Source organism: Alishewanella longhuensis, from assembly GCF_014653435.1.
In the GTDB taxonomy this organism is placed as follows: Bacteria; Pseudomonadota; Gammaproteobacteria; order Enterobacterales; family Alteromonadaceae; genus Alishewanella; species Alishewanella longhuensis.
Genome location: NZ_BNAO01000001.1, coordinates 490,234 through 498,373, shown reverse-complemented (window position 1 = coordinate 498,373; position 8,140 = coordinate 490,234). Strand labels below are relative to the sequence as shown.

General features: G+C 48.0%; 6 protein-coding genes and 2 pseudogenes. 3 read left to right on the top strand and 5 right to left on the bottom strand.

The annotated features are described in order from the left end of the window. Positions 1 to 250 precede the first annotated feature (250 nt). A pseudogene (locus IE163_RS02085) lies at positions 251 to 1,494 on the top strand (transposase); the annotation flags it as partial. Positions 1,495 to 1,553: 59 nt separating this feature from the next. Here IE163_RS02085 and IE163_RS18035 read toward each other — a convergent pair. The 4 genes from IE163_RS18035 to IE163_RS02070 all read right to left on the bottom strand — a co-directional run bounded on the left by IE163_RS18035 (position 1,554) and on the right by IE163_RS02070 (position 4,817). Next, a complete protein-coding gene (locus IE163_RS18035; protein ID WP_444541870.1) occupies positions 1,554 to 1,685 on the bottom strand; it encodes a GFA family protein in 132 nt (43 codons plus the stop codon). 273 nt (positions 1,686 to 1,958) lie between these two features. Continuing rightward, positions 1,959 to 2,702, bottom strand: coding sequence for a LytR/AlgR family response regulator transcription factor (locus tag IE163_RS02080; protein ID WP_189429639.1), 744 nt, complete (start codon positions 2,700 to 2,702; stop codon positions 1,959 to 1,961). After that, positions 2,686 to 3,783, bottom strand: coding sequence for a sensor histidine kinase (locus IE163_RS02075; RefSeq protein WP_229833399.1), 1,098 nt, complete (start codon positions 3,781 to 3,783; stop codon positions 2,686 to 2,688). Before IE163_RS02075 ends, IE163_RS02080 begins: the two co-directional genes overlap by 17 nt. Continuing rightward, a complete protein-coding gene (locus IE163_RS02070) occupies positions 3,768 to 4,817 on the bottom strand; it encodes a sensor histidine kinase (protein WP_189429637.1) in 1,050 nt (349 codons plus the stop codon). Before IE163_RS02070 ends, IE163_RS02075 begins: the two co-directional genes overlap by 16 nt. 130 nt (positions 4,818 to 4,947) lie before the next feature. Here IE163_RS02070 and IE163_RS02065 point away from each other — a divergent pair, with 130 nt between their 5' ends. Then, positions 4,948 to 5,496, top strand: coding sequence for a pseudouridine synthase (locus IE163_RS02065; protein WP_189429635.1), 549 nt, complete (start codon positions 4,948 to 4,950; stop codon positions 5,494 to 5,496). Then, positions 5,468 to 6,394, top strand: a complete 927-nt coding sequence (locus tag IE163_RS02060; RefSeq protein WP_308430894.1) for a BaiN/RdsA family NAD(P)/FAD-dependent oxidoreductase — start codon at positions 5,468 to 5,470, stop codon at positions 6,392 to 6,394. Before IE163_RS02065 ends, IE163_RS02060 begins: the two co-directional genes overlap by 29 nt. Before the next feature lie 248 nt (positions 6,395 to 6,642). On the opposite strand, the pseudogene IE163_RS02055 reads toward IE163_RS02060, so the two are convergent. Next, positions 6,643 to 8,085 (bottom strand): annotated as a pseudogene (locus IE163_RS02055) (IS1182 family transposase). Positions 8,086 to 8,140: the final 55 nt, after the last annotated feature.

Here is an 8,140-nt window from a genome sequence, read left to right as displayed (position 1 = left end):
GCGTTTTATTAAGAATGATTGATCATAAAAACCTGCTACTTAGACCAAAAGGTGATCAGCAGTTTTCACACAGCCTGTGCCAATTGCAGACATTTCACTTTACAGGCACTAAAGACCGCTTTTAGGTGTTAGCGGATCTGTGCCTAGCCATTTTTAATGCGATTGCCCTAAGGGCCGTTGCAACACAGACTGGACGTCTGACCGCAAACCGCCACACTGTGTATAACTACAGTATCAGCGGAAGATACCCATGTCTCTGGCAAGGCGCGCCACGGCGAGCCAATCGCCAAACTACGAACGCCATAAACCAGAACAGACGCTACTTTACCGGCTGGTTGAGCAGCACTACCCAGCCTTCAAGGCCTCTCTGGAAGCTCGAGGCCAGTATCTTCCACGCTACATCCAACAAGAATTCGACGACTTCCTCCATTGTGGCCGCCTTGAATACGGTTTCTTGCGGGTTCGCTGCGAAGATTGCCACCACGAGCGTTTGGTTGCTTTCAGCTGCAAACGGCGTGGCTTTTGCCCCAGTTGCGGTGCCCGGCGTATGGCAGAGCGCGCGGCCCTGCTGACAGACGAAGTATTCCCCAAGGTGCCCATTCGTCAATGGGTCTTGAGTTTTCCTTTTCAATTACGGTTCCTGCTGGCTCGCCATCCAGAGCTGATGGGCAGGTCTTGGGTATCGTCTACCGCACTCTTTCCACTCGCCTTATTAAGAAAGCGGGCTACACCAAGGCGACTGCACAAACAGGTTCGGTGACGCTTATCCAACGCTTCGGCTCTGCGCTGAATCTTAATGTACATTTTCACATGCTGTTTCTCGATGGCGTCTATGCCGAAGATGACTACGGCAAGCAGCGCTTCCATCGCGTCAAAACGCCCACTCACAGTGAGCTCAACACGCTCGCCCATACCCTGAGCCACCGCATTGCTCATTGTCTGAAAAAGCAAGGTCTGCTGGAGCGCGATGCCGAGAATACCTGGTTGACGCTCGAAGAAGAGGAGGGCGATGTACTGACTCAGCTACAGGGTGCTTCGGTGACCTATCAGATTGCCACAGGGCCACAGCAAGGCCGAAAAGTCTTCACCCTGCAAACCTTGCCAGGACGAGAGGATAAGGCCGATGCTAGCAATCGTGTGGCCAACCATGCTGGTTTTTCTCTGCATGCCGGAGTGATGGCGCAAGCGCATCAGCGCGATAAACTCGAGCGACTGTGTCGCTACATCAGTCGCCCAGCGGTTTCAGAAAAGCGTCTAGCAGTGACGACCAATGGCCAGGTGCGTTACGAACTGAAGACACCTTATCGCAATGGCACCACCCATGTGATCTTTGAGCCCTTGGATTTCATGGCGAAGCTGGCCGCGCTGGTACCCAAGCCACGAGTCAACCTCACACGTTTCCATGGCGTCTTCGCACCCAACAGCAAACACCGGGCTCAAGTAACACCCGCCAAGCGGGGCAAGAAGCCCGACAAATCAGAAGGCCGCGATACTGTCGGAAGCTGAAAGGAGTTGACTAATTCCATACCTGGTAACCAGTGAATCTGATTTCCCTAGACGACCAATGCTGCGGAGTTTGATGATCCAGTGTTCATTCTACATAAAGAGCAATGGCATTTATAAATATCCCCTAATAAACCAATTAATTCAAAAGAAATGCTGCCGCACAAACACTGACATTTCATGGTAACTCCTTATTTTCATAATAGTTCCAACAAGCGATCTCAATAAAAAAAGCCCGAAGAACTCTTCGGGCGAGCTGCAGCGGCAGCAATTGGACGCAAGTGATACAAATCACTTTGTGCCCAGGGACCGTAAGGAATTATTAACAGCCAAGAAACATTAATTTTTGTCTTAGTGTGGCAAGATTTAGTGGCCGCCGCCGCTGCAATGGGCCAACCGGTAGCGCGGATGTTATCAAGTGATAAGCTGGCGCCAGAGCGGGCTAAGCGGTAGTTTCAATGTTGTGGTAATGCGGTTAGCTGCGTCGCCCAATTCATTTTGTAGCGACGTGAGGCACTGACCCATTTGCCATTACTGAGCATAAACTGGTAATCACTATTATGCGGTTGCAGCTTATGCACATGATGTAAGTTCAACACCAAAGAGCGATGCACCTGCACAAATTGCGCAGGCAAGCGTTGTAATAACTCTTTGATGGTTTCGCGGATAATCAGCGTTTCGTTTAAAGTATGAATGCACATATAGTTGCCAGCGGCTTCAATTAACAGGATCTCAATATCATCCAGCAGAAAGGTGGCATCGTTGGTTTTAAAGCTCAGCTTATTGGGCGCTATCGACATGCCCTGCTCTGGGAGTTTATCTAATGCTGCTCTGGCATCCAGCAGCGATTGTGCCAGGCGTTGGCGCGACACCGGTTTAAGCAGGTAATCAAAGGCAAAGTGTTCAAAGGCGGCAAAAGCAAACTGCTCATAGGCGGTAACCAGAATCACCAGTGGCCGGCTTAGCGCCGAGTGTTTTGCAGTTTGCTGCAGTATATCTATGCCTTTAACTCCCGGCATCTGTATATCCAGAAACACCAGATCAATCTCTGGGGCACTTTGTAAAAAGCGAAGCGTATCATCGCCATTATCGAAGCAGTCGACGATCTCCAGATTAGGATAGGCAGCCAGTTTGGCTTTTAAATTACTTATAGCTAAGGGTTCGTCATCGGCAATGATCACTTTAAGTGCGGCTGTCATACAGTGTCTCCATTGGTATGCTGAGCTGGCTGTAAAAGCCTGCTGGACTAAGGCTGAAGCTGAAGCTGGCGGCATCACCAAACAGCAACTGCAGTCGCTCTGCCAGATTAGTAAGGTTGATGGGGGGCGTGGCGACCGGCCAGCCGTTACTGGCATCGGCACCTTGTTGTGCCAGCGTAATGTGTAAAAGCTTATCCTGCAGTTGCAGGCTAAACAGCAGGTTAATCTTGCCTGTCATCTCAGCGACACTATATTGAATCGCATTTTCCGCCAGTGGCTGTAACAACAGCGGTGGAATAAGCAGGGCAGGCACTGGCTCAGGCACTTGCCAGTGTACTTGCAGACGTTCACCAAAGCGCACCTGCTGGATTGCCATATAGGCAGAAAGTACCTCCAGCTCCTGCTGTAGTGGAATAAACTCATCCTGCTGGTTTTTCAGCGAATGCCGCAGGTAAATGGATAATTGCTGGATCAGTTGCTCACTAGCCGCGCCATTGCGCGTTACAATTAGTGCATTAAGTGCATTAAGGGTATTAAACATAAAGTGTGGATTAAGCTGATACCTTAATACTTTTAATCTGGCCTGGCGTGCCTTTTGCGACAGCTGATGTTGTTTTTGCAAGCTGGCATAATGTAACTGGTTAGTCTTTAACAACATAAACACCGCCAACCAGCCAGCCAGTGGCAGCAAAATCATCGCAAAGCCCAAAAAGTATTTAAAAACCGAGCTTATGTCCTGAAATACATCAGAAGTATAGTTCAGCATCAGATACTGGCGCAGCAAGATCAGCAGCAAACACCAGGGTAATAATAGCATGAGCAAGCGTTGTAACTGCCTGAGCAACGTTCGCTGCTGCCCTATTTCGTGTTGGCCTAGTAAGCCGGTAACCAGAATATTTAGCACTGTCAGCAGGGCATAAATCCATAAAAAAGGCCAGACATCGCGCTCTTGCATTGGCAGTAAAAGCGTAAGGAATACAAATTTTACCAGCAGATAGCTCAACCAATATAATAGATGCCAGTACCAGAAGCGTCCGGGCGAATGTTGCTGCTTGCTCAGCCGCATTAGCTCAGCTGCCATGGCAAACAAATATCCACTCTAAAACCTGAAGGACTGTTAGCAATCTTCAGCTGGGCTTTGTCGCCAAAGTGTTGTGCCAGGCGGTTGCGGGTATTGTCCAGACCAACACCGGCACCACTAGTGTCAAGCGCTAATTGCGAACCCGGTCCATCGTCACTGACGCTAAGTTGCAGATTATCATTATCACGCACGCCACTTATGGTAATGGTTGCGCCTTGTTTACGGGTGGCTACCGCATATTTAATGGCGTTCTCTACCAGTGGCTGCAGCAGCAGTGCGGGTATAGGCTGCTGCTGCAAGGCCTTGTCGATGTGCCAGTTTACCTTTAGTTTGTCGCCAAACCGGGTTTTTTGAAGCTGCAGGTAGTCATTAATGGCAGCTAATTCATCCGCCAATTGCACCAGGCAGTCTGGTGATTTGCTCAGTGAATAGCGTAAAAACGACGCCAGTTGCTCCGACATGGTTTCAGCCGCGTCGTAGCGTTCTGCCTCCAGCAAAGCGCAAACAGAATTCAGTGCATTAAAGGTAAAGTGCGGATTAAGCTGCTGGCTTAATGCCTGCAATTCGAGTTGCTGAATTTTTTTGCTGAGTTCAGCGTTTTGCCTAAGTCGGTGCATTTGCTGCTGATATAGTAACAAGCTTAGGTAGCAGGCGGTCCAAACAAAAAACGCCAGTATTGAGGTATCCATATTTGACATCAGCTGCCGGAAATCGACAATTTCTCTGCCTCTGAACCACATCCAGCTGGCATTCTCCAACGGGATATGCAGGGCAGCCAGCAGGCTCACCCCTAACAATAGCTGCCAGTGACTCAGGCCCGTCTGCGTCAGCCTTGTATAGGTAAGGTAAACCAGTATTGTGGTTAGAAGCATGGCCACAAGCTTACTGGCCAGCATGATAGTCAGAAAGCTGGTGGGAAAGGGGCGGTCTGACAAGGCCGCCAGCTGCCAGCTGCTCAGCAGGACCAGCATAAAGATGGCAAACCAGTAATACAGATTAAAACGCAGTAATGTGCCCAGACTGATAAATGGCATAGCCGGCCCCAAAGTTACACTGCTCAACAGTATAGATGTCGCAACGGCTTTTGCAGAAAGCGTGGGATAAGCGGATGAAAATCCGTGACAAGACATGTTAAGCTAGTAATTTTCGCTATCAGGTGTTTTAGTGTCTATCGCCAAGCAAGCCTCAGAAATTACCCTACCGGCTGTAAATCAGGGCTGGCACACTTTGCTGCAGTTTTTATGCAGTCAGTTCCCCTACATCAGCGAGGAAATATGGCGCGAACGTATTACTGCAGGCAAGGTGCACTGGTTTAATGGTGAGGCCATTACCACTGATACGCCCTTTTTGCCGAGCAAGCGGCTATGTTATTACCGCGAAGTGGTGGCAGAGCCGCACATTCCCTTTGAACAGCAAATTGTCTATCAGGATGCCCATATACTGGTAGCAGATAAACCGCATTTTTTGCCAGTCACGCCGGGTGGGGAATACGTTAATGAGTGCTTACTGGCGCGGCTACAGCGTGACACCGGTATAACCGATATAGTACCGCTGCACCGGCTGGATCGAGACACCGCAGGTTTGGTGCTGTTTTCAATTAATGCCGCCAGCCGGCCGGCTTATTACCAGTTGTTCAGCCAGCAGCAGATAAAAAAGCAGTATTTGGCGGTAGCGCCATTAACGGCTGCAGCAGTATGGCATTCCTTACCATGAAAAAACGCTGGGGCAGCTGTTCTGCGATAACAGCGCCAAAGATATTGTCGATATGCTGCAGCAGGAATGTGATAAAGCCGGCGTGCAAATTGCCCTACAGCAAGAAATCAGCAACGTGACCTTTGCTGATGGTCAGTATCAGGTAGTAACCCCCCAGCTCACCCGGCAATGCCAAAGTTTGGTGGTAGCCTCTGGCGGCTTAAGTTTACCCAATTTAGGCGCAACCGCTTTTGGCTTTCAACTTGCCGAGCAATTTGGCCTCAAGGTATTGCCAGTGCGCGCCGGTTTAGTGCCGCTTACCTGGCAACCCAGCGATAAAGCGGTATTTGAAGAAATTAGCGGTGTCTCCTTGCCGGTAACCGCCGAAGCAAATGATGTGGTGTTCCCGGAAGATATGCTGTTTACCCACCGCGGCTTAAGCGGCCCGGCCATTTTGCAAATATCTAATTACTGGCAACCGGGCGATGAGCTAAAGATTAACCTGGCACCAGAGCAGGATATCGCCAGCTTTTTAAGCGAGCAGCAGCAACAGCATCCGGCGCAAGAGCTAAAAACCGCCTTGGCAAAAATCCTACCCAAACGCTTAGTCGAAAAGCTGTTGGAGCTACAGGTATTTCAAAACCAACCATTAAAAGCGCTTAATGCCAAAAATATTGAGCGTTTAGATCAGGCGTTAAGCCGCTATATCTTTAAACCCAATGGCACCGAAGGCTACCGCACCGCCGAAGTGACCCTTGGCGGTGTAGATACCAATGAGTTATCGTCTGAAACCATGGAAGCGAAAAACCAACCAGGCCTATATTTTATTGGTGAAGTGGTCGACGTCACCGGTTGGTTAGGCGGTTATAACTTCCAATGGGCTTGGGCCTCCGGCTGGGTAGCAGGGCACTATTGTTGATAATTATCCGCGGCTATCTGGCCTGACAGATAACATAAAGCACTACGTCTTATCGGTGCTTTGTGCCCAGGCTGTGTAAAAACTCAAAATTTCTGATTTGCCACCAAGTTATTCCATAGCAGCAATAGAGTTTCGCTCAACTTGGCTAACTAAAGTTTAATTTTTTTCTATGGGGATTTCGCTTTGCCTAAATCGACATACTCAAGTGGTCTTTGTGACTGACAATGGCTTATACGCAATAACATTCACTATTCATAAAGCTCCTTTAGCTTAATTTTCAATCCCTCAGCGCCCCAAATTGATATCATCCGTTTCAGGTTATATGCCAGTATATGTAAGCTGATTTCAGTGCTGACATTGGTAAATCGTCGCATCAAGAAGTGAGTCGCACCCATCCACATTTTGATCGTTCCAAATGGATGCTCTACCGTTTGCTTTCGTATTACTGACGTTTGTGGTGATGCATCAAGCTTAGCCTGCATATCCTCCATTTCCCCCTCATGAACCCATCGGCGTATTCGTCTAGGATCTCGCTTGGATGTGGTACATTTCGAACGTTGGCCACAATCTCGGCAGGCGATACAGTTGAAGTACATTTGAATCGCTAAACCATCCTCTTCCACTGTTAACCGGTTCTGAAGCTCATTACCTACTGGGCAAATATAAATATCCTTTTCTTTGTCATATTTGAACAATGCACGATTAAAAAGCCCTTTTCGATCAGCACCTGAGGTATCACCTTTTGGTACTAAGGCTACGGCCCCTAAGTCCTGAGCCGCTTTAATATCACTCCGGCTGTAATACCCTTTGTCGGCAAGAACAGTAATATCAGTCTGACCAACTGCCTCTTGCGCTAATTTGGTCACAGTAGTTAGCTGGCCACGGTCAGGAACATTGGTTACCTCGTGAGCAACAATAAGATGATGCTTTGCATCTACTGCTGTCTGTACGTTATAGCTAACTTGGCGGTTAACATTGTTTATTTTCATCAACCGAGAATCAGGATCTGTTAATGACAGCTGTTTATCAGGATGTTGCTCTAGGGCTTGCTGCTCTTGCTTTAACTCTTCTAAACGCTTTTGAAGCCATGCCAACTTTGTTGCTGTTAATTCTGAGTTAGCTTCAAGCTCTGCCTTTTTATCGGCATCATCGAGCTTATCCAGATACAAGCTGATGCTTTGCTCAATTCTTTCGATGTGGCCTTTAACTTTGCTCGGAGTGTAGTTATTCGATTTGCTGTTTACCGCTTTAAATTTACTACCGTCAATGGCAACAATCACATCAGTGAACATTTGCATTTGCTTGCATAGGTCAATGAAAGCACGACAAGCATTCTTAATACCTTTACCGTTATTTTTTCTGAAATCAGCGATGGTTTTAAAGTCAGGGGTTAGTCACTCAAGCAGCCACATCAATTCAACATTTCGATGCGCTTCTTTTTCTAATCTGCGGGAAGATTGGATACGATTCAGATATCCATAAATATACAGTTTCAGCATGGTAGCCGGGTGATATCCAGGCCGCCCAGTCTGCTTTGGATTAACATTTTCGAAGCCTAGAGAAGTAAGCTGCAGACCATCAACAAAGATATCGATTACTCGGACAGGGTTATTTTCAGTAACAAAATCATCCAGCGCTTCAGGAAACAAGGTTACTTGGTGTCTGCCTGAGCCTTTTATGTGGTGGGTCATATCAGCACACTTACAATCGCTTCGTATGCCATTAATTTTAGTAAATAAGCAGTTG